18 protein-coding genes and 1 pseudogene are annotated in these 20,606 nt (G+C 59.9%); 8 read left to right on the top strand and 11 right to left on the bottom strand.

Features of this window, described 5'->3' with window-relative positions; translation table 11 throughout:
* Positions 1-453 precede the first annotated feature (453 nt).
* Positions 454-3,039 carry a hypothetical protein gene (locus EO776_RS02310; RefSeq protein WP_129452340.1) on the bottom strand — a complete coding sequence of 862 codons (2,586 nt, stop codon included), beginning with the start codon at positions 3,037-3,039 and terminating at the stop codon, positions 454-456.
* 152 nt (positions 3,040-3,191) lie between these two features.
* On the opposite strand from EO776_RS02310, the gene EO776_RS02305 reads away from it, so the two are divergent.
* Positions 3,192-4,655, top strand: a complete 1,464-nt coding sequence (locus tag EO776_RS02305) for a sugar transferase (RefSeq protein ID WP_129452339.1) — start codon at positions 3,192-3,194, stop codon at positions 4,653-4,655.
* A 300-nt stretch (positions 4,656-4,955) separates the two neighbouring features.
* Here EO776_RS02305 and EO776_RS02295 read toward each other — a convergent pair whose 3' ends face one another.
* The 3 genes and pseudogenes from EO776_RS02295 to EO776_RS02285 all read right to left on the bottom strand — a co-directional run.
* On the bottom strand, positions 4,956-7,421 hold the full coding sequence (locus EO776_RS02295) for an efflux RND transporter permease subunit (protein ID WP_129452338.1): 2,466 nt from the start codon (positions 7,419-7,421) through the stop codon (positions 4,956-4,958).
* An 81-nt stretch (positions 7,422-7,502) separates the two neighbouring features.
* Positions 7,503-9,089, bottom strand: a complete 1,587-nt coding sequence (locus EO776_RS02290; RefSeq protein WP_129452337.1) for a COG1361 S-layer family protein — start codon at positions 9,087-9,089, stop codon at positions 7,503-7,505.
* 397 nt (positions 9,090-9,486) lie between these two features.
* Positions 9,487-9,648, bottom strand: a pseudogene (locus EO776_RS02285) (RNA-guided endonuclease TnpB family protein); the annotation flags it as partial.
* 65 nt (positions 9,649-9,713) lie between these two features.
* Between EO776_RS02285 and EO776_RS02280 the strand changes: the two are divergent.
* A complete protein-coding gene (locus EO776_RS02280; protein WP_129452336.1) occupies positions 9,714-9,989 on the top strand; it encodes a DUF433 domain-containing protein in 276 nt (91 codons plus the stop codon).
* Positions 9,990-10,128: 139 nt separating this feature from the next.
* On the opposite strand, the gene EO776_RS02270 is transcribed toward EO776_RS02280, so the two are convergent.
* Positions 10,129-11,376 carry an RNA-guided endonuclease InsQ/TnpB family protein gene (locus EO776_RS02270; protein WP_129452335.1) on the bottom strand — a complete coding sequence of 416 codons (1,248 nt, stop codon included), beginning with the start codon at positions 11,374-11,376 and terminating at the stop codon, positions 10,129-10,131.
* A 238-nt stretch (positions 11,377-11,614) separates the two neighbouring features.
* On the opposite strand from EO776_RS02270, the gene EO776_RS02265 reads away from it, so the two are divergent.
* Positions 11,615-11,788: a hypothetical protein gene (locus EO776_RS02265; RefSeq protein WP_241988301.1), complete on the top strand. Its 174-nt coding sequence runs from the start codon at positions 11,615-11,617 to the stop codon at positions 11,786-11,788.
* Between the two features lie 300 nt (positions 11,789-12,088).
* The gene (locus tag EO776_RS02260; protein WP_094520783.1) at positions 12,089-13,075 is read left to right on the top strand and encodes a GDP-mannose 4,6-dehydratase; all 987 of its coding nucleotides are present in this window, start codon (positions 12,089-12,091) and stop codon (positions 13,073-13,075) included.
* Between the two features lie 25 nt (positions 13,076-13,100).
* Here EO776_RS02260 and EO776_RS02255 read toward each other — a convergent pair whose 3' ends face one another.
* Positions 13,101-13,625 (bottom strand): hypothetical protein, encoded by a 525-nt coding sequence (locus EO776_RS02255; RefSeq protein ID WP_094520782.1) that lies wholly within the window; start codon positions 13,623-13,625, stop codon positions 13,101-13,103.
* A gap of 292 nt (positions 13,626-13,917) precedes the next feature.
* Here EO776_RS02255 and EO776_RS02250 point away from each other — a divergent pair, with 292 nt between their 5' ends.
* Entirely contained in the window at positions 13,918-15,300 is a 1,383-nt protein-coding gene (locus EO776_RS02250; RefSeq protein ID WP_129452334.1) for an ATP-binding protein, read from the top strand.
* A gap of 53 nt (positions 15,301-15,353) precedes the next feature.
* On the opposite strand, the gene EO776_RS02245 is transcribed toward EO776_RS02250, so the two are convergent.
* Together EO776_RS02245 and mntA are read right to left on the bottom strand one after the other, a co-directional pair.
* Positions 15,354-15,755, bottom strand: a complete 402-nt coding sequence (locus EO776_RS02245; RefSeq protein ID WP_099289072.1) for a helix-turn-helix domain-containing protein — start codon at positions 15,753-15,755, stop codon at positions 15,354-15,356.
* The gene (mntA, locus tag EO776_RS02240) at positions 15,756-16,157 is read right to left on the bottom strand and encodes a type VII toxin-antitoxin system MntA family adenylyltransferase antitoxin (RefSeq protein WP_241997605.1); all 402 of its coding nucleotides are present in this window, start codon (positions 16,155-16,157) and stop codon (positions 15,756-15,758) included.
* Positions 16,158-16,339: 182 nt separating this feature from the next.
* Here mntA and EO776_RS02235 point away from each other — a divergent pair, with 182 nt between their 5' ends.
* Complete coding sequence (locus EO776_RS02235) at positions 16,340-16,600, top strand: NTP transferase domain-containing protein (RefSeq protein WP_246041479.1); 261 nt, start codon at positions 16,340-16,342, stop codon at positions 16,598-16,600.
* Here the strand turns inward: EO776_RS02235 and EO776_RS02230 are convergent.
* Entirely contained in the window at positions 16,563-17,969 is a 1,407-nt protein-coding gene (locus tag EO776_RS02230) for an ATP-binding protein (RefSeq protein WP_129452332.1), read from the bottom strand. The genes EO776_RS02235 and EO776_RS02230 overlap by 38 nt on opposite strands.
* 151 nt (positions 17,970-18,120) lie before the next feature.
* Between EO776_RS02230 and EO776_RS02225 the strand changes: the two genes are divergently transcribed.
* Positions 18,121-18,264, top strand: coding sequence for an NTP transferase domain-containing protein (locus EO776_RS02225; protein WP_129452536.1), 144 nt, complete (start codon positions 18,121-18,123; stop codon positions 18,262-18,264).
* Positions 18,265-18,319: 55 nt separating this feature from the next.
* The gene (locus tag EO776_RS02220) at positions 18,320-18,568 is read left to right on the top strand and encodes a UPF0175 family protein (protein ID WP_129452331.1); all 249 of its coding nucleotides are present in this window, start codon (positions 18,320-18,322) and stop codon (positions 18,566-18,568) included.
* Positions 18,569-18,795: 227 nt separating this feature from the next.
* Here the strand turns inward: EO776_RS02220 and EO776_RS02215 are convergent, their stop codons facing one another.
* Positions 18,796-20,076: an RNA-guided endonuclease InsQ/TnpB family protein gene (locus tag EO776_RS02215; RefSeq protein WP_129452330.1), complete on the bottom strand. Its 1,281-nt coding sequence runs from the start codon at positions 20,074-20,076 to the stop codon at positions 18,796-18,798.
* Positions 20,077-20,083: 7 nt separating this feature from the next.
* The gene (locus EO776_RS19175) at positions 20,084-20,602 is read right to left on the bottom strand and encodes a hypothetical protein (protein WP_222104447.1); all 519 of its coding nucleotides are present in this window, start codon (positions 20,600-20,602) and stop codon (positions 20,084-20,086) included.
* Positions 20,603-20,606: the final 4 nt, after the last annotated feature.

The following is a 20,606-nucleotide window of genomic DNA, read 5'->3' as shown; positions in this document are numbered from 1 at the left end:
TCACCGTCTTGGGGCCGCACCGAGCCCGCAGGCGAATTTAATTCCCCTCGACCTTCCCAGATGGGTCGGCTGGAATTAACACCCGAACACGCCGATGTGTCCGTGAGGGGCGGCCGCTCCACCACGGCCCGACAACTCCCGTCTCACCGCCGTAGCGGGTTTTGAGAGGAGTCGCATTTCCAAACTGCCGAACGACCAGCAAAGGAATTGAGGTCTTCAATTCCATGCTTTGGGGGTGGTTTCTGGCCGTTACAACCCTATTTGTCGCTAAGTGTATTAACTACCATCTTACCGAGGTGAAAGTGAAAGTGAGCGTACGGCCTTCACCCTTGGGTCAAGCCCCGAGGCACTCGGCCTGCTCTATCTGTAGAGGAGGAGAGGGTAGGGTAGGGTAGTTCAATGGGATTGCGCACTACGTATTTAAGTAACTCGAAAAGTCGATACCGAGACAGACTATTTCGGCTGAACGACTGTTTGATTACCGTTGTGAACAGCGTCATCGCTTACGGTCACAGATTGTGTTCCAACCTGATACTCTCCGGGGTGTGCGACCCGGATTGTTGCGGTTCCGTTCGAGACAGTAGCGTGGCGTACATACTCGAATGTTGTGCCAGTTGCTGTGACTTCACCGGACGAATTGGGCACAGTCACAGTTGTTGTTGCGGTCACCGTTCCATTTTCGACGCCGACGGAACTGGGCTCTGGCACGGAGATCGTCGCGCCGGGGACGACCGCAAAGGTCCGGATCCCCTCAGTGGAAGTGAGTAGCTGGTAATGGCCGGTTGCGGTGGTGTCGTTGACGCCGGCGCCGAGCCCATCATAGAGGGCTGTGTAAGTAGACTCCGTTGGAGGTGCGTTTTCGCGTTCAGTGACGACGACGTACCCGACACGATCTTGAAAGCGGTTGTACCATTCGTCTGGGTGCGCAGCGGTAAGGAACTGATCGTAGTTGCTTCGTGCATAGCCGTAACTGCGGGCTTCACCGTTCACAAAGTAATTGTACATTCGGTTGTCGCCCCACTGGCTCAACACGAAGTTCTGTGGGTACTCACGGTCAGCGTCCTCGGCGTGAGAATCAACCGTAAGCGTAGCGTCAAACTGCGCGCGATCATAGGTAGTCTGTCCGACGAGTGACGGGACGAGGAGAAGGTTGAACAACAACACGAGCGCGACCGTTGCGGCCAGATACCCCCGCAATCGGGTTCCTTCAGGCAGCGCGAGCGACGTGATCGCGGTCCCTCCATCCGGTTTGCTGTTCGCTCCGGCGCGACTCGGTCGACCACGGCTCGATTGACCGCGAGTCGACGAGGAGTCGGTGCCGTTGCCGCGACCGAGGGCGGCTACAGGACGTGCGATGTCTATTGCCGACAGGAGGTAAACAAGACCGATCCCCGCGAAGGGCGCAATCATGATCGCCAACTGCCCGGCAAAGCGGACCTGAATCGTTGCGAGCAGCGTGTAGTACCACGCAAAGCAGACTAAGACGAGCCAGCCGGGCTTGTAACGGCGCGCGACCACCCACGTCGCGACTGCGAGGACGGCGATTGCGAAGTAGAAACCGAGGCCGAGCTGGAGGAGCGGTCCGAACACGACCGCAAAATCCGGGCTGAATAGCGAGACTGTCTCGGAGATACCTTCCCGAAAGAACAGATCGTCGGCGCGCGTCCGGAGTCGTTCGATATCGCCCGGACGCAGGCGCGCATAGGCGACAAGCCCCCCCACGGCGACGACCGCCTCTGCCGCGACAAGGGCAAGCGGCGGAAACGAGACGCGGCGCCACAACTCCCCTAGCCCGACAACGACAAACGCACCGCCCACGACGAGGACGGGCGTGACCGCGGCGATCGACTCGTGCCAGCCTAACGCGAGGTGTGCGGCGAGCGCTCCCGCAGCGCCGAGCGCGAGCCCAGCAAGCAGGGGGGCGTTTGCGTAGGTCGGGGAGAGGTCCCGCCGAACGTCGAGCGCAACGCGGAGCCCGACGACAGCCGCGACTGGGACGAACGTGAGCGGCGAGCCGCCGTAGGCGTGCGCGGACGCCGCGACGGCGACAGCGAGCGCGAGTGCAATGGGCCACATCGTTGTGTTATGTGCGTGGGCCCGCGCGATGGCCTGCTGGTCTGGTTCGGTTTCGGACTGGGCGTCCCGGCGGGAAAGGTCGACACCGAGCGCGGTCAGTGTGGCAACGAGCAGACCGAGCCACAGGTACTGGTGGGCCTGATGGTCAAGGAAGCCCACGGAGGTGTACACGACGTTGACGGGCGCGAGCCCGTAGAACAGCACGGCGGCGAGCGCGACACGCACATCGCTGGTGAGCAAGCGTGCGGTCCGGTAGACGAAGTATCCCAGACAGACGGACGCCACGACCGGAAGCCACGCGGCGACCACGGGCGCAGCGTCGACGCCACCGAGCAGGACCGTCAGCCACCAGTTGACCGCGTGGGCAAGCGGACGCGTGCCCGCGGCGCCGCCCATGTCCGCGAACAGCCCCAGATCGAAGATTCCGTCCGCGCGAGCGGCCAGCTGCTCCTGCCAGTAGCGGAAAAAGTACGTGTCGTTACTTGGGGAGACGACGAAGCCCTGCTGGAACACCGCAGGCGCGGCCACGAGGCGCGCGCTGGCGACCACAAGCAGCCCTCCAAGAAGCCCGAGGAAGGTGAGAACGTCGACGTCAGCTACCGAGGAGACTCGCGACATCACGATATCACCGGCGGCTGTCTCGCTGCCATCGTCATCGCTTCCCTCGGTAGCTGTGGACGAGTCAGTGGCAGCGTCAGTCGTATCGGCAGCGTCGGCCGGCCCCGACTCAATCGCGGCGCGGATCGCGTTCGGATTTTCGAGCCGGTAGCCAGTATCGACCTCATGGGCGAGGTCGCGGGCGACAAGCTCGCCGAACCGACCGGAGTCGAGGTCGATGTCGGCAAACGTCCACGGCTCGTCGCGGGCGTCGCGCTCAACGAGGGCCGCGAAGGCGTCTTCCGCTTCGGGGTGGTCAGCGAGGAACTCGCGCGCGGCCGCGGTCGTCTCCTCAGGCGAGGGCATTGGCTGTCACCTGTCGGGCGCGCCGATTAGCGGTTTCGGTCGTGGACGGGCCCACCCTCGGGTTCGGAGGCGTCGCGGGCGAGCGAGACCCCTCGATCCGACCACCGGAGGAAACATAGTGTTTAACTTGACACACTTATCACGGATCAGTAATGGACACCGGATGGCGGTACCGGCTCGCGAGCGTGGGAGGCGTCGCTGCCCTCGTTGGGCTCGCGGTGATGCTCGCCAACAACGCGACTGTTCAGGCGGCCGCGGCGATGGTTCCTGTGCTCGGTCGGCTGCCCCCCGACCCACCTGCGGGCGCGGAGTTCGTCATCGAGGTGGCGCTGACCGTGGTGGTCGTTGCGGGTGCGTTCGTCCCCCTCTACAAGCCGCGCCCGCGGCGGATTCTCGATATCGTCGCGCTCGCACACAAGCGCACGTTCGTGGCCGTGTTCGCGCTGGCGACCATCGGCTACTTCGATTACACGTACAAGGTGCCGCGGCTGACGCTCGTGTTGATCACGCCGCTGCTGTTAGTCATCCTGCCGGTGTGGTTCATTTGGCTACGCCGCCCCGAGGCGCGCAGCGAACGCGCGATCATCGTTGGGGACGACCTCGCGGAGATCTCGCGCGTCGCGCATGCGGCTGGCGAAACGGATCTTGCGCTGCTCGGCTACCTCTTTCCGGCGCAAGCACGCGCGAGACCCCGCGGACAGTTGGGCAAGGAACACGAATCGGACGCCAACGTTGAGTCCGTTGCTGACGGAGGTGTGGACGTGGACGCGACCCTCGAACAGCTCGGGGGGCTCTCTCGGCTCGAAGACGTGCTGGTCACGCAGGATGTCGACACGGTAATCTTAGCGTTCGGGGAGACAGATCGGGCCGAATTCTTCGGCGCGCTCGATGCCTGTTATGAACACGGAGTTGCTGCGAAGGCACACCGTAACACCGCAGACGCGGTGTTGCTCGCTGAGGATGACCCGGGGACGCTCGTCGACATCGACGTCGAACCGTGGGACGTTCAGGACCACATCCTGAAGCGCGCGTTCGACGTCGCGTTTGCGGGGGGCGGGCTGCTCGGACTAGCACCGATTATCCTCGCGATCGCAGTTGCGATCAAACTCGACGACGGCGGATCGATCCTGTACCAGCAGGAGCGGACCGCCGTGTTCGGCGAGACGTTCGACGTGTACAAGTTCCGGTCAATGGTCGAGGACGCGGAGTCGGCAACAGGTGTGACAATCAGCGACGAGGACGAGGGCGGCGTCGATCCGCGAGTGACCCGCGTCGGGCGCGTGCTGCGACAGACACATCTCGATGAGATACCGCAGCTGTGGGCAGTGTTGTCAGGGAAGATGAGCGTAGTCGGGCCCCGCCCCGAGCGCCCAGAGATCGACGCCGACATCCAACACGGTGTCGACGACTGGCCGAAGCGGTGGTTCGTGAAGCCGGGGTTAACCGGACTCGCACAGATCAACGACGTGACCGGCAAAGAGCCTGATCGAAAGATCCGATACGATCTTCAGTACATCAAACGTCAGTCGTTCGGCTTCGATACAAAAATTGTCGCGCGACAGGTGTGGAAGGTACTCGCAGATGCAATGCTTCTCGTTACGGGGAGATCAGAGTAGACTGCCGGATTTCCGCCTTGCGTCATGTTCTGCTAGAAGCCTCGGAAGTCGTGGTGGCTTGCGACGACCAGTCACTAGCAGAGAGATCAAAATCCGACAGCACTTGTCGTTGAGCTATAGAAATTAGTTATGAACACGCCAACAAGTCAGTCGATACTCGTGAGCGGTGGTGCCGGCTTTATCCTAAGTCACCTCGTCGAGACGCTGGTTACTGACAACGACGTCACTGTTCTCGATAATCTTCCGAGCGGCCGTCGCGAGTGGGTTGCTGTCCAAGCGGCTCTAAAGGAGACACGGCAATCACGTCGAGTCGACCACGATATCGTAGGTGTTCGTCCATCTGGCCAGCAGCAACGCAGACGCCGGTAGAAAGACGAAGGCGGTCACCAGCGCGAACGTCATCGCAAGCGCGACGGCGATGCCGAAGTTTGCGAGCACGGGGAACTGTGAAATCCCAAGCGCACCGAATCCAAATAGCGTCGTCGCGCCAGAGCCAATGACCGGCCGCGACTTACGCACCATAGCCTCACGCATCGCTACTACGGGGGTCGATCCGCGCTCAAATAGCTCTTCTTTGAACCGCTCATGGACGTGTATCCCATATGTGATCCCCGCACCGAGCGCAATCGAGCCGGTCGCAACGGTGAGGGGATTCCACGGGATACCTAGTAGGTACATCGCTATCGAAATCAGCATCACGGCGCTGATAGCGACGCTAACAACGAGCAACACAGACTCGCGGACTGATCGCAGCGCTAATGCGAGAAACACTGTTGCCAACCCGAAGCTCAATACGGTCATCGGATCGCGGCCAGAGGTCACATTCTCGATCACGTTCCGGTTGACGACCGGTTTGCCAGTGACGGCGGTCCGCTCGGTGACAAGGTGTCTATCGGCAGTCGCCTCCGTGTCGTCGATCAAGTGTCTAACTTCCTCGCCTTCAATATCGTCGACAAATAGCTGAATGACGAACCGGTCCGGAGTATCTTCACGACTCCCGACCGGCATGAGGTCGGACGCCGCCTGCCGGTCAACCGTATCGATAAGCCGTGTCCGGCGCTCTGGGATGTCCCCCCCAGTGGCCATCTCGACAGCAGTGACTGAACTCATCGCAGCGTTTACGTCGTCATGATCCTCAATAGCGGTCTCGAAGGCTGATGCCCGCCTGAACGTCGTCGGCGAGTAGGCATCTTTGCTCTCTACTAGGAGGTAGATTACGTTCGGGCTCTGCGCAGTGCTTTCGAGTTCTTCGAGATCGTCGCGCTGTTCGATATCCGGCCAGTAGTCAAGCATTTCCTGAGTCGTCGGTACATCGTGATACACAGCCGCGCCGCCGCCGATTGCCGCGATCATAAGCAGAATCACGATAAGTGGCGACGCAGCGATCCCACTAGATAATGTACCGATGAAACGCTCGAACGCAGGCTCGTCGTCACTGAGGACCCCGCTCGATTGGTCGTTGGCCGACGGCTCAGGAGAAGGAGAGTTTTTATTTTTGCTATCCGTCGAAGAGTTTCTCTCGGCCGCAGTAGCGGCTGCTGTCGCTTCGGTGGTGTCTGAAGCTGTTGGCCCCGTCTGGTCGTACTCGTCATCGTCAAATTGAACCAACAGCGCGACGAGTAGCGTGAGTGACAGCGCGGTCGCAGCGATTACGCCAAACGCCGCCGTCGCGCCGAGTTGCCGAGTCGGTGGCACTGCCGAAACCAACAGTGCGCCAAGACCGATCGACGTCGTCGCCATCGCTAACAACAGCGTGTTCCCAGTTGTGCGTGCAGCCGAGGCTGCAGCGTCAACGGGTTCTCGCCCTTTCTCACGTTCTTCGATGTACCGCGTATGTAGTTGGAGGCTGAAGTCGATCCCGAGTCCAAGCGCGATTGGGAGGACGCCGAGCATAATCGCGTTGAAGTTGAACCCGACGATTCCCATCATCCCGAGCATGTACACAAGCGCAACGAGTGCCGTCCCGACGGGAAGAAACACTTTCCACGTTCGGTACAGTCGCCCACGCATGACCAGAAACACCACGGAGAAGATGATAGCGAACGCAACTGCGAACAGTTGGATCATCTCAGGGAGCATGAGTCCGAACGCAGCGTTTTCGAACACCGGCGCGCCGGTGACCGTGACGTCAACGTGTGGCGGCACGGTTACATGATCGGTTGCATCTGATACCTTATCGGTGAGGTACCCTGCTGCCGTTCCGGGGAGAAACCCAAAGTACTGGTCTTCTGCGTCTGGGACATCAACCTGCCCGTAGGTCGCAACGATCAATGCCGTTTCTCGGTCGGGGTTCACGTTGTTCACGAGCGCCGCCGTGCTCGTGTCGGTTGATTCAACGCGATTAATTGCGGCGCGGACCTCTCGCTCGGTTGCTGGGATCTCGCCGCCATTTCCTCGTTTGACTACGTCTGCGAGGCTTGTAACACTGGAGAACTTATCGGTCGCTGTATACCGTCTGTCAAGCCGGTCTATCGTTCGAATCGTTTCTGGTTCATAGAGGTGATCGGTCTCGATCATCACGAACACGTTGTTCCCAAGATCGAACGTGTCGTCGGCTTTGACCTCCTGCCAGTTTTGATTCGTCTGTGAGCTGTCGTCAATATATAATTCCATCCCGAGGCTCATTTGGACAGAAAGTCCGGCAATAGCGAGCGAAACGACCACGAGCACAGCTACGACACTAAACACAGTCCGGCGGTTCTCAGCAGAAAACCGTCCGAGTCGCTCTAAGCCGTCACGAAGTGGGGTTGGTCCATCGTCAGTCATGTTCTCTGTCGTCTGTCGTGTCGCTGGTTGGTCTGCCTCGTAGTGCCCCACGAACTGATGGTGTTGTGCCCAGTCACGGAGTTATGCCGACCACGGGAGTCCATCGCCTTGCCGGCGCACGTAGACGGTTACACCGGCACCGACGAGTCCGACACCAACGAGCGGCAGGATTGAAAATACTCCAAGCCCGTCATTCTCTTCGACCTGGACAGGAATCTGATACGTCTCGGACATCATCGACTTGCCGCGCTCGTCATCGTACCGGAAGTCAATACTCGCAGCGTATCCTTTCGGGTTGGCGTCGCTGGTCGCCGAGAGCTCAAACACTAGCGTCGTCGACTCGCCGGGGTCGAGCGATTCGATGTATCCATCGTCGTCATCGCTGTCGAGCGGGTCACTCGTGCCGAGACTCGCCTCGATGTTGGTGAGCGTCTGGTTCCGGTTGTTGGTGACTTCGATCTTGATGAGTCGCGAAGAATCAACACCAATAGTGGCGTTGGAAGCTGCCACTCGGAAGTCGTCACGGCGTGGGGCAATTGCGGTCACAAGCGAGACGTCATTGTCGTACCGCTGCTCATCAGCGTCCGTTCGGTACTGTACCCGCATGTCAAGAGACTTTTCGACGGCTTCAGCATCACGGGTCGCGGCAATCGGAAGCCGAACGGTAGCAGACTCACCCTGTTCAAGCGTCCCCGCAGACACCGATCCTACAAGGAGCCGCAGCGTCGGGTACTCACGAGCGAAATCGAGGGCGACATCGTTTGCGGTGCGGGGCCCCTCGTTGGTTACCCGGACTTGGATGGTGGTCTCTTCATCGACTCGCACGGTCCCATCAACAATATCTAGGCTGAAACCCTGCTCAGCAGCCGGCTCGATCCCAGTCGAGAGATCGGTGTCGCGGCCATCGATCCCATCTGGGTTCGTATACTGGACTGTCCCGTCTAATTCGTACTGTCGAACCGATGCGTCCGACTTCACAGCCGTCTCATAGGTGATTTCAGCAGCCTCACCAGGCGCTAACGTGTCAACACGCCCGACATCGCTCTGTTGCCCGTTGAATCCAACCATCGAGCTCTGCGAGCTGAGCGAGAGCGCCACATTACGGGCAGGCTCGCCACCAATGTTTTCGATTTGTACCGTGAGCGGCCCCGACTCACCGATCTGTAGTCCACTGTCGTCAACAGTGGTGAGTCGGAATTGTGGCGCATCGTCGATCTCGATTTCAACGGTGTCAGTCATGGTGTAAGTCCGTTCGTTTTCACCGCCACCAGATCGCCGGAAAGAGGTGTACGAGTAGGTCATCTCAACGTCAACCTCGTAGGTCCCTGGCTCGGCATCCTCAGGGATGTCAACGGTAAATGGGACTGATCGCGGCTCATTCTCACTGATCGAGCCGACTGAGTGCTCAGCAGTTTCAACTGTCAAGGGAGCGCTGCTGCTGTCTAGTTCAACGACTACGTTTCGAGCGGTAGTAACGCGGTTTCGCTCGGGTGGAGTGTCGTACCGCGTGGTGGCATCATTTGCGATCTGAATTGTCAGCGTCTCAGTGTTACCGGGCGTCAGCGTTGGCTCCGGGGCGTATGCCTCAAGATCTGGATCCCCACCGGTTGCTGACTGTGCCTGTGCCCCGATCGTAGTTGTAGCGACTCCCGCCGTCGAAAGGAGCACTACCATAGACAGTACAATGAGAGTTCTCACTGTGTCGGAACGGAGAATTGATTCTCGACTTTTCGACTGACCCTTGGAACCTCCAGTATATCTCACTGTGTACAATACTACACACGGACGCATGTATATCCTTCGGCTTATTCGGCACCAAACAAGAGCCATTTTAGCGCCCTTTGTACACCAAAATTAGATCTTAATTATGTTTCAACCGTTTTGACCATCTATCTTCTCATCCAATGTATTGTTATTTACACCCAATATTAATGGCAGGTGTCGCGCTCGCGGTGGAAGGGGTTTCACCTGAGGTCGCAGCAACGATCGGCGTCATTGACATCCTCCCCGCGCTGAAACGCGAGAATTCCCACGGCACTGCACCGCTGGGTTGGGATATTGTGGTTTACGACGTTACCTGTTCTTGAGGTACAAACGCACCAGTTTCCTTGTCAAACAGGAACGTCGATGGCTGTGCCAACCAGCCGTTACTCCTATCACCGCCATCCATGGCGGGACTCGGAGATACTTTCTGTCGGATGTTCTCGGCCCCGTTCACATTGCCAGAGCCGACTCCACTCAGCGACTACCGTCCGGCAAAGCATTATGACGCTTCACAGCGAAGCGTTTAGCATGAGCGTGACAATCCCCGTGGTTTCGACGCCAAACGTACTCGGCGGAAAGCCACGAGTAGAAGGGACACGGGTCGGTGTCCACCAGATCGGGTCACTGATTCGTGAACAGGGCTGGTCGACCGCGGCCGTCGCCGAGGCGTTCGACCTCACGCCAGACGAGATCGACGCCGCTCTCACTTATTACGAGGCGAACCCGCAAGAGATGGACGCGATCAGCACGGAAGCAAATCGGTTCCGTGAGCGGTTAGCCGACGAGAGTCGAGCACCACGGTGATGCGGCTGCTCTGTGATCAGAACGTCGCGCGACGGTACGTCAAGGCTTGTATTCAGGCGTGTAAACTACCCTACCCTACTCCCTCGGCGCTCCGCGCCTCGGTCCTTGAGGGTAGGGCTTTGATGTGGACTCCCGGCAATCAGTCGCCAGCAATAGGCTGGTGACTCTCACCGTTCAACGTCCCACCATTCACACGCACGTCTACTGGTGCGTCTCCGCTCCCCGACTTGGGCGAGGAACGGAGTTTGTGTTGTCGCTTCCGAGCATACCGCACGCCAATATTCTTTGCAGCGTTATAATCCGCGTTCACTTCATACCCACACTTCTGGCACTCGAAGTGTTCGCCCTGGCGGTTGCCGTCGTGCGTGAACCCACAGTCCGTCCGAGAACAGCGTTGGGATGTATGGGTCGGCTCGACCTGCTCTACGGAGACGCCCTGTTCAGGGGCTTTGTAGGAGACGTATTCAAACAGGCGTCGGAACGCCCAGACGTGGTGCCACTTCGCGTGTGGAAGCCGCTCTCGAATGTCACTCAAGTCCTCGAATGCGATCACGTCGCAGTCGTGTTCGACGGCTTCCGAGACGAGTTCGTTGGCGATCGTGTGGATGTACTGTTTGCGCCAGGCTTCCTCTCGCTTCCCGAGGCGAAGCAGGGCCTTGTGTGCGGCCTGCGTGCCGCGTTGTTGCATCTCGCCACGTCGCTTCTCGAACTCACGACACCAGTGGTCGTAGTCGTCCCCCTGCCAAAACGTGCCGGTTGAGGACACAGCGAGGCTGTTGACGCCGAGGTCGATACCGAGGACCGTTTGGTCGGAGTGCCCGGTATCTTCCGAAACCTCATCGTCACCGTCTGTCCGCCGCGTCGAAATGTTGAGGTAGAACTCGTCAGTGGCCGCGTCGTACCGAAGCGTACTCTCACGGAACTCGTAGCTCTCGGAGAGTACGTACCGCTCGTAGGGCGTCGGATTGTCTGCCGGGAGAACGAACGACGGTTTGACTCGGCCCTCAACAGTTGCCAGCGACACCTTATTCCGGTAGAAGGTCGCGCTCCGCGTGTCGTAGTCCATCGTTTCGGCGGTAAACGTCGGTTGAGAGACGCGCTGTCCCTTTTTCCACCGTTCGACACACGCTTTGACAGCTTCGACAGCGCGTTTGATAGCGGCTTGAACAAGTTGGGCCTGTAGGTCTGTCTCCTCTCGAAGTTCGGCGTAGAGCGCGTCACGAACCTCTCGCTTGTTGGTCTTACACTCGGCGTAGGAGGTGTCAGACCAACAGTAGTCGGCGGTTCGGTTCGCGCAGTACAGGTATTGCTGGGCGGTTCGGTGGAGTGCGTCGCGTTGCTCGTCGGAAACGGCAAGTTTCACGACGGCGGTTCGACGCACGCCCATAGTTTCAGGGAGTACCCGATGGTAGTTATATGGTCGGGAGTCAGTCGGTCGAGGTGTGGTGGTTGTGTCGTCCCATGTCGGTTTCCTCCCCGACCTACTCGCTCACTCCGTTCGCTCCTTGAGGTCGGGGGCTCCACCTCGAAAATGCTGATCTCCGAGCGGTGACCGTTCGGGACGCCCTCGATCCCCGTGCGACGGACTCGATATCGCGGCGCACGCTCGTGAAAACGGGTACGTGGTGTTGACCGCAGATGACGACTTCTTCGAACTATCCGACCAGTGCGGATGTCTCTACTTCGACCAGGTCGACCAACCGCCCGTTGGCGACGTGCTGACTGCTATCCGCCGGATCGACGACGCGTACGCCGATCGAACGGCGATAGTCGAGGTCGTACCAGATGGGTGGATCTGAGCGGCGGACACGACCTCACTGTGACCGGTGTCGTGGGCGGCCCCGGCTGCGCGCCCGCCTCCGTCAGGGGCCGTCGACTCCCACAGCTCGCCCACCCTGTTGTCGGCCTACGGAAGCACGGAATTCCCGATGACGCGTGTGAGATCCGATACGGACGGCCGAACGACGACGGCAACCATGCTGACGCTTGGAAGTGGGTGGAAGTGATCCCGTGAGTCAATAGACGACGTGATCTCCAACCCATTCCCTCTTCGCGATGGGATCAGGACACATTTCACGCAGGGAAGCGACCACCTCGATATGCGTATTCTCGTCACCGGCGGGGCCGGCTTCATCGGCGGCCACCTCGCGGAGGCGTTCCTCCGCGACGGCCACGACGTGACTGTCCTCGACAACCTCGAACCGTTCTACGACGTGCGGCTCAAAGAGCACACCCTCGACATCCACCGCGAGGTCGCGAGCGAGCACGACGGGTCGTACACGTTCCGCGAAGGAGACGTGCGCGACGCGGAGACGGTCCGGGAGGTCGTCGCCGACGCCGATACCGTCGTCCACCAGGCGGCCCAGGCGGGCGTCCGGACGAGCGTCGCAGAGCCGCGGAAGGTGACCGACATCAACGTGGGCGGGACGGTGACGCTGTTGGAGGCCGCGAAAGAGGCCGCCGTCGAGCGCGTGATCCTCGCGAGTTCGTCGTCGGTGTACGGGAAACCGGAGTCGCTCCCCTACGAGGAGGACCACCCGACCGAGCCGGTGAGCCCGTATGGCGTGACGAAGCTGACCCAAGAGCATATGGCGCGTGTCTACACAGAGCTCCACGGGCTGCCGACGGTGTGTCTCCGCTACTTCACCGTGTACGGCCCGCGGATGCGGCCGAACATGGCCATCTCGAACTTCGTTTCGCGGTGTGTGAACGACGAGCCGCCGGTGATCTACGGCGACGGTCAGCAGACGCGCGACTTCACGTACGTAGCCGACGTGGTGGACGCGAATCGGACGCTGTTGGAATCGGACGCGGCCGACGGCGACGTGTTGAACATCGGGAGCTCGGACAACATCTCGATTCAGGAGCTAGCCGAAACGGTACGAGATCAGTTAGCGCCCGAGATAGAGATCGAGTACGAGTCCGCCCGTGAGGCCGACGCCCAGCACACGCACGCCTCCGTCGAGAAGGCCGCCGAGGTGATCGGCTACGAGCCATCGCGGACGATCGCGGAAGGCGTCGGGGAGTTCATCGAGTGGTATCAGGCGAACCGCGAGTGGTACGAACCGTTAGTGCGGGAGTCGTAGTTGAATTCCGCTTTCGTCCGGGCCGTTAAAACTCGACGCAGACGGGCGCCTCGGGCCTGTATTCGTCGGGGGAACCGCCGCCTCGTTCGCCGAGAAAGACGATAGCGTCGAGTTCCCCGCGTGTGAACCGTGCTTCGTACGACCAGTGAAATCCGTCTTCGATGTCGTCGCTCCGACCGTGGAACTCGAAACTGCCGTGCATATTGTGATCGAGCCAGAACTCCTCGTCGACGGTCCGAGAGTCCGGCGCTCCAAGACCGATTCCACGTTGGATGCGGTCATCCGGGTCGGCGTCATCGCAAAATGAGACGTACTCGTTCCATGATTCAAAGCCGTGATCGGCGGCCACCGCCTGCTTTTCCGCAGACGTTTTCTCACGGAACTCCCGCTCGCGTCGCAGGAGTCGTCCGTCTGCGGTCAGCTTGTACGCTTGCATGGCTGGCCGACCGATCTCTTTCGTCTGCCACCCGATATCGGACGGACTGGCGTCGGCCGGAAATTTCGGCAGCCTGACGCCATCTGCGACCAGCACGTCGTCGTACAGGCCCATGCTAGGGTGTTATTGAACGCCGACAGACAAAACACCCTCCCAACTCGATACGGCTGTTTCAACGGTCCGCCGGTGATCGACAGGGACGACCAGCAGACACGTGACGTCACGTATGTAGCCAATATGGCGGATACGAACCGGACGCTGCCAACAGCAACGTGGTGAACGTCAGGAGTTCGAACAACGCCGGCGCTGAAACTGTGGGCGGCCTTCTTGTACTGAAACCCGGAGAACGATCGCCACAACGGACCCGAACAACTATTATGAACACGATAATATTATCGCACGCATAATGATAAACAGAGAAACTGAACTCGAATGGCTCACGTCGCATCTCTCACGAGCCGAGCGACAGCTCCTCGTCGTATACGGGCGACGGCGGGTAGGGAAGACGACGCTGGTGACGACGGCGCTCGACGCACTCGAAGACACGTCAGTCTACTATCTCTGTGACGAGCGGGGCGCAACGCACAACGCTCGGCGATTTGCGGCACAGTGCGCTGCTGCGTTGGACGATATCACTCCGGATGTCGACGGGTTCGTCGAGGCGTTTCAGTATCTCACGGCGCGCGTCGACGGGCCGTGCGTGGTAGCGTTAGACGAGTTCTCGTATCTCGTCGACGAGGACGACACGATCCCGTCGGTGTTTCAGACCGTTGTCGACGACGTACTCGCAGGAACGGACGTCTCGCTCGTGTTGTTGGGGTCATCGATTTCGATGATGGAGGAGGGCGTGTTAAGCTACGAGAGCCCACTATACGGGCGCCGAACCGGACAGTGGGAGCTCGCTCCGCTCTCGTTCGCGGACGTTCGCGCGTTCTTCCCGGACGACGATCTGGAGACGCAGATCCAGCTGTATAGTGTGCTTGGAGGCGTTCCCGCGTATCTCGAACAGTTCGATCCAGGACTGAGCCTCCTCGAGAACGTCGAGCAATCCATCCTCTCGAAAGGTGAGTTCCTGTACGAGGAGCCGGAGTTTCTGTTACGCCAAGAGCTCCGTGAGCCCGCGACGTATATGGCGATCCTCGAAGCCATCGCCGGTGGCGCGACACGCGTTACCGAGATCGCCAACGAGATCGGCCGCGACGCGAGCAGCCTCTCCCGGTATCTCCAGAACCTCACGCAGTTGGCGATCCTCGAGCAGGAGCATCCGGTGACGGACCCTGACGGCCGGGGACTGTATCGGCTGACGGACGATTTTCTCCGGTTCTGGTTTCGGTACGTGGCACCTAATCGGGGAACGCTTGAACAGGGGCGGACGGCACCGGTTCGATCGGCGATCGCCGAGACGCTCCCAACGCACACGAGTCGGACCTTCGAAACGGTGTGCCAGCAGGCGGTCCGGACGCCGGGGTTTCCCGTCTCTTGTTCACGCGTCGGCCGCTGGTGGTACGGCGGCGAGGAGATCGACGTCGCCGGAGTCAATCGGGAGACTGAGACCTTGCTTCTCGGGGAGTGTAAGTGGACCACGGAACCAGTGGGTCCCGGGGTATTTGACAAACTCACGGCGCTCGAATCGGAGGTCCGGTGGCAAGGAACCGACCGAGAGGTGCGGTACGCGCTCTTTTCGCGGGGCGGCTTCACGGACGAGTTACGGGCTATCGTCGACGATCGTTCCGACGCGTCGTTGTATGGGATCTCAGAACTCGCGACGCTGTTCGAATCCCAGCGGTGAGCGGACGGTACTCTGCGATCCGAGTTTCCTCAGAGAGACGATTCCAGAAGGAGTCACTCAGGCCGCGGCATCGCTTCGAGTTCAGCGATCTCACCGGTCTTCTCCACGCGAGCGTACTGCCGCTGCCAGGCGTCCGCGGGGAACAGGTCATTCCGATCGAACAGCGCTCGCGCCTGCGGGGTGAGCTGGTAGAACTTGTACGGGTACCCGCGCACCCGATTCCCCGGCTCAACGACCAGTTCCGCGACGACGCCGACATCTTGTAACACTCCAAGGTGGCGACGGATCGCGTCCTCGCCGAGCGCGGGGTTCATGTACTCGAGCTCCCGGACGCTCGGGGCCCCCTGTGGGTGGCCGACAATGTCGGCGATTAGGTTCGCGCGGGTCTGATCTGTCACCTTCTGGAGCGCGGTCCACGTCTCGAACGTCGTCGCGACGACCTCCTCGTCGACCATCTAGATGTCTCCTCTCGCAAGCCGATCGATGAACTCGCGCCGGTCCCGTTCCCGATCGGCGGCAGTTCGCTCGTATTCGGCGTCTATCTGCTCACGGTAGGCGGTGAGCTCTCGTTCGTCACCGACCAGCCGAACTCCTTCCCGGAGGGCTGCGCGTCCGATCGGAAGGGGAAGGTCTTCGATGTCGCTTACGTCGACGAAGTCGTCCGCATACCCTTGGAGATCCGTATCGATACGGTTCCGTCGACAGAAGCGTTCTTTCGGGGATAGCTCCTCGGGGAATCGAAGGACGACGTCGACGTCGGACGAGTCGTGTGTCTCTCCCCGGACTCGGGAGCCGAACAGAACCGCGAAGCGGACATCTGTCGTCGCGAGATATCGGCGGAGCGCCGCCACGTCCACACCGTCGATCGCCGACCCGTCGTGATTCGACTCCACCATGTCGCGTTTGTACGTGCCGGGCGACAAAACCGTTTGTGAATATCACGGTCGCCCGGCGGCTCGGAATCGATCGGCCGTCGAGCCGCGAGCCATGGGAAGTCACAGGAAGCGATAGTCCCGTCGATGAAGTCAGGTGACCAGCGGTGGCGTCTCGTGACTTGGATGCGGTCATCCCCGCCGCGGGTCGGGGGAGTCGAGTCGGCGAGCTGACGGCGGACCGACCGAAGGGGCTCGTCGACGTGGCGGGGCGACCCCTCCTCACGCGCGTCTTCGAGACGGCAGTCGACGCCGGGGTCGGCCCGCTGGTCGTGGTACGAGGCGGCCCAGATCGTCGAGCGGTTCGGCGACGCCTTCGAGATGAAAACATCACTCGGATAGCACCTCAACGACGTCATCAACAGTAAACAAACCGAGGTCGTCCCGCTCTTTGGCCGCTTCCTCCAGTGACGACGCGAACCCGCTTCGGCTGAACAGTGCGTACTCGTAGTTCACGTCGCCGTCGGTCGGCGCCCACTCAATCTCGGGTACCTCCTGTTCGAGCTGTGCGAGAACATCGTACCCCATCGGTTGCTGCTGGAACTTCGCTTCCCCGACCAGTAACGTATCGCCGTTCGTCGGGGCCACGATATCGATCTCGCGTCCGTCGGTGTCCCACCAGTGACCCGGAGATTCCGTGAACGTGTACACATCCCCGTACTCGTAGAGGAGTGCCCGCTGACAGAGACGTTCGAACGACGAACTGACGAAGTCCGGGAGGTGTGGTTCGACGAGTTCGTCGTACGCATCCGCCCCGAACACTTCGTACCGGGACGAACGACCGTGGACGAACCGGAACCAGAACGCGAACAGTTGGTCCCGGATCCGATATCGGCTGTTCCGACTCCGGGAAGGATCAACGGTGACTGGGTACTCCTGCTCGATTATCTGGAGCTCTCGCAGGCGGGAGAGGTAGTAACTCGCGCTGTTGGCGTTGATGCCGGCAGCCTGAATGATCTCGTTTCGCTTGTGATTCCCCTCCGCCATCGCTTTCAGAACGGCGAAATACCGATCCACCTCGTCCAGTTCCCGGTACAGGACATCCTCGGGCTCCTCGTGGAGGCCGCCATCACGGAGCAGCATGGTGTCCGTAATGTTTCCCTGGAGTGACTGCGTGTCGTCTACAGCCCGGAGGTATTCCGGCGTTCCTCCGAAGACACCGTACGCGATCACTTGCTCAGCCGGCGCGTAGTTCGGGAAAAAGCTCATGCCGGCGCCGAACGGTAACGGGCCGATCTCGAGTTTCCCGTTCGGTCGTTTCGAGATCCGGCCATACAGTGGTGAACTTCCGTCGATCGCTATCTCGTGTATCATCCCGATCGCCGAGCCAGTCAGCACGAAGGTCGTGCCCGTATCGACGACGTTGTGATCCCAGAGCCGCTGAATGAGAGAGGGGAGCGCTTCGTTTTCGTCTACGAGATACGGAAACTCGTCAAGAATCACGATCGCATCCTGTTCGGCGAGATGCGTGAGAACGTTCTCCCAGTCTTTCCGAATCCGGTTGATCCCCGAAAACACCGTTGCAGCATCAGCGATGAAAGAATCGAGTTGCTGCTCCGTCGTCCCGTGTGCTGCCTGATGATACACCGCGTCATCGCGATCTTCGATAGATTTGACGACGAGTGCTGTCTTTCCCATTCGCCGACGTCCGTAGACGACGCTCAATTCCGCGGAATCACTTTCGTATAGCTCGTGGAGCCTGTTGAGTTCCCGTTCTCGGTTGACGAACGTGGGCATGTGCTCACTGTCGGCTCCCCGTATATAAAACGCGCAGATAACGTAGTTTAGACTATCATAGTTTAGACTACTGTAGTCAAGACTACTGTAGCTGAGAATATACGAGTAAGGCCTGCCAACGGATTGAGATTGGTGGTGTGCTAGTGTTGGTCTGGACGCGGTCATCCCCGCTGCCGGGCGCAGCAGTCGACTCGGCGAGCTGACCGGCGACCGACCGAAGGGGTTCGTCGACGTGGCGGGGCGCCCCCTGCTCGCGCACGTCTTCGAGACGGCGTCAAGGCAACAAACGTCGTGACTGAAGCGAGTGGACGAACGGCGTTACTAAGTAGCACGACGCCGGATCCAACGACATGAGCAGCATCGATCTCCCGTCGGACGTGTTGGACGCGATCGCGGCACCACCGGAGGATCGCGAACCGATCGTCCGGCAGGAACTCGCGGTGTCGCTGTACCGGGAGGAGTACCTGTCCTTCGGAAAGGCACGAGAGCTAGCCGGTCTTTCGAAGGCAGATTTCCATCGGCTCCTCGGAGAACGCGGGGTGGAGCGACACTACACCGAGGAGGATCTCGCGCTCGACGTCGAGTACGCGCGAGAATGACGGTTGTCTGGAGCGCATCACCCGTCTTTGTCGATAGTCTCAAACAGGGACTTCCGGTCCGCCTCGGAGAATCGGTAGCCATCTTGCTCTCGTAGCTCGTCGACGAGCGTCGACAGCCCTTCACTCGTGGCGATCACGCCACGATGGATCGCCGCCTTTGACATCCTCCCCGCGCTGAAGCGCGAGGATTCCCACGGCACCGCACCGCTGGGTTGGGATATTGTGGTTTACGACGTAACCCGTTCTTGAGGTGCGAACGCACCTGTTTCCTTGTCAAACAAGAACGTCGATGGCTGTGCCAACCAGCCGTTACTCCTATTCACCGAGAGATTCGGTGAATTCGGAGATACTTTCTGTCGAATGTTCTCAGCGCCGTTCACATCCGCATTCGCCACTGTACCGCACTCATCGCAGACATACAGTCCGCGTTCAACACGGTTCGCGTCACGCTTCCGGCCACAGCACGAGCACGACTTCGAGGTATCCCGCTCAGACACTTGCTCAACCGTGATGCCTTCCATCTCGGCTTTGTATTCGAGGAGGTCGGTGAATCGGTCGAACGCCCACGAGTGTAGGTCAAGATTGCCGTGTTTCCCCCAGTCCTTTGACTCGCCGTTCTCCGCATCTTCACGGATACCGGAGAGATCGCCCACCACGATAGTTCCAATTTCCTCGTCAACACACCGCTGGACGATATGCTTCGAGAGGGTGTGGAAGTAGTGTGTGCGGCGAGCTGACTTCTTCTGGTTCAGCCGGGTGGCCTGCTCGGAGTCCGTGTCGTCACACCGAGCGATTCGCTTGCTGAAGTAGTAGTCGTCCTGTTTCAAGCAGTTGAGCGGGTACAACTCGCTGTGACCGTCTTCATAGGCGAGCGCGGCGAAGTTGTTGATCCCGAGATCAATACCCACAGTCTTCTCACCGGGGGCCTCAGCCACGTCCATTTCGACCTTACAGATAAAGTGTAGTACCCACTCGTTGCCCGTCCAGACAATCTTGACTTGTTGGACGTTCTCCACCTTGGAGAGATCAACGTCGGGGCGAGTCTGGTACGTACACAGGACGAAGTCTGACCAATACTCTTTCAGGTTCGATCCTTTTGAGAGTCGGACTCGGTCGTACTGCGTGTCGAGTTTGAAGCCTTTCTGCTTGAATGTGACTGTGGAACGCGGGTGTTCGTCGCCGTGTTTGCGGTAGCCGGGCGGGTTCGCTTTCGTCTCTCCGTTTTGTCGGTTACCGTACCAGCTGTTGAACGCTTCAGCGAGTTCTTGAAGGACTCGCTGACTTGACTGAGAATGGAGGTCATCATAGCGTTCGTGGCTTTTGAGGTACGTGGTGAGTTCGTTGTGGTTCGGGATGTGATCGATTTCATCCCAGATCCGACTACACGTCCACCGTCCGACGTTCCAGAGCTTACTGGCTGCGAACCCGAGCGAATCAAGGTCGTCTTGTACCCGCGACTGGTTCCGTATGGAAGCAGTGTAAGTGCGGGTAACGACCTGTTTCGCCATACGTAACCTATGTAGACAAGATTACTTGAATGTGTGTATTGGAGCAGCGTGGAATATCCAGCCGTGCCATCGAACGGTGGACCGTGAAGGGTAGTGTCGGATTCATCCCCGCGCTGAAGCGCGAGGCTTTCTCCTCGATTCTCCGTAACAACAGCACGAGGTCCCAGACCTCAACGTCGAGTTGTTTTCCGCGCGTGCCGACGTGGGCGTCATCGGTCACAAGCCGAGCGTCGCGCTGGGACGCGATCGCGAGGCACCGCGCGTCGGTCGAGGAGAGCGCGTGATCGACGATGTCGTCCGCCAGCTTGAGTTCGGCTCGCGTCGGGGCGGCAATTTCGAGCCAGCCGTCGTTGTACGATTTGACCGCGTCGATTCGAGAGACAAAGTTGTAGCCGTCGACTTCAGCACGGTCGAGTTCGTCGATGACCGACGGCGGCGTCTCGACGGTCTCGAACACCGACGGTAGCAGGTCCAACCGGTCGATCTTGGCGAGCGAGCTCAAGATATTGTTGTCAACGAGCGCCATCCGC

It is taken from the genome of Halorubrum ezzemoulense, from assembly GCF_004126515.1.
In the GTDB taxonomy this organism is placed as follows: Archaea; Halobacteriota; Halobacteria; order Halobacteriales; family Haloferacaceae; genus Halorubrum; species Halorubrum ezzemoulense.
The sequence above is the reverse complement of the archived record's forward strand: the minus strand, read 5'-3'. Positions and strand labels throughout refer to the sequence as shown.

Coding starts and splice junctions, on each gene's coding strand:
- EO776_RS02310 (WP_129452340.1), bottom strand. CDS start 3,039: ATGCCCTCGCCTGAGGAGACGACCGCGGCCGCGCGCGAGTTCCTCGCT.
- EO776_RS02305 (WP_129452339.1), top strand. CDS start 3,192: ATGGACACCGGATGGCGGTACCGGCTCGCGAGCGTGGGAGGCGTCGCT.
- EO776_RS02295 (WP_129452338.1), bottom strand. CDS start 7,421: ATGACTGACGATGGACCAACCCCACTTCGTGACGGCTTAGAGCGACTC.
- EO776_RS02280 (WP_129452336.1), top strand. CDS start 9,714: ATGAGCGTGACAATCCCCGTGGTTTCGACGCCAAACGTACTCGGCGGA.
- EO776_RS02270 (WP_129452335.1), bottom strand. CDS start 11,376: ATGGGCGTGCGTCGAACCGCCGTCGTGAAACTTGCCGTTTCCGACGAG.
- EO776_RS02260 (WP_094520783.1), top strand. CDS start 12,089: ATGCGTATTCTCGTCACCGGCGGGGCCGGCTTCATCGGCGGCCACCTC.
- EO776_RS02255 (WP_094520782.1), bottom strand. CDS start 13,625: ATGGGCCTGTACGACGACGTGCTGGTCGCAGATGGCGTCAGGCTGCCG.
- EO776_RS02250 (WP_129452334.1), top strand. CDS start 13,918: ATGATAAACAGAGAAACTGAACTCGAATGGCTCACGTCGCATCTCTCA.
- EO776_RS02245 (WP_099289072.1), bottom strand. CDS start 15,755: ATGGTCGACGAGGAGGTCGTCGCGACGACGTTCGAGACGTGGACCGCG.
- EO776_RS02230 (WP_129452332.1), bottom strand. CDS start 17,969: ATGCCCACGTTCGTCAACCGAGAACGGGAACTCAACAGGCTCCACGAG.
- EO776_RS02220 (WP_129452331.1), top strand. CDS start 18,320: ATGAGCAGCATCGATCTCCCGTCGGACGTGTTGGACGCGATCGCGGCA.
- EO776_RS02215 (WP_129452330.1), bottom strand. CDS start 20,076: ATGGCGAAACAGGTCGTTACCCGCACTTACACTGCTTCCATACGGAAC.
- EO776_RS19175 (WP_222104447.1), bottom strand. CDS start 20,602: ATGGCGCTCGTTGACAACAATATCTTGAGCTCGCTCGCCAAGATCGAC.